We start from the raw sequence: 395 nt of genomic DNA, 5'->3' as shown, positions 1-395 counted from the left end.
CCTGAAATAACCTACGACGAGCCAGGGATCTATAGCTACTCCTTGACAGTTACAAATGCCGAAGGGGAAACAGGTTCATATACAGGCAGTGTGAGCGCCATTGTTGCATATTGTAGGACAACTTTTGAATATGGAACATTTTTTAACATCAATAATGTAAAGGTGGGGACCATTGATCATGCCCCTGGTTTGGACAATTACAATAATTATTATAATTCTGTAAATACAGAATTCAGGTCTGGGGAAACCTATGAGATTACGATCAACGCTGATCCTGGCAAAGGTGGTCAATTTGATGAAAATAGGGTAAGAGTTTGGGCCGACTGGAATTTTGATGGGCAGTTTTCCGAAGATGAACTGATTATTTCTAAAAACGTGGCGTTTACGGATTATGT

At 40.0% G+C, this 395-nt stretch carries 1 protein-coding gene; it reads left to right on the top strand.

The window, feature by feature from the left end; translation table 11 throughout:
• The coding region (locus tag H3Z82_RS19460) for a hypothetical protein (protein WP_182207121.1) at positions 1-395 on the top strand (395 nt) is incomplete at both ends.

It is taken from the genome of Gelidibacter maritimus, from assembly GCF_014062315.1.
Taxonomy (GTDB): domain Bacteria; phylum Bacteroidota; class Bacteroidia; order Flavobacteriales; family Flavobacteriaceae; genus Gelidibacter; species Gelidibacter maritimus.
The sequence above is the reverse complement of the archived record's forward strand: the minus strand, read 5'-3'. Positions and strand labels throughout refer to the sequence as shown.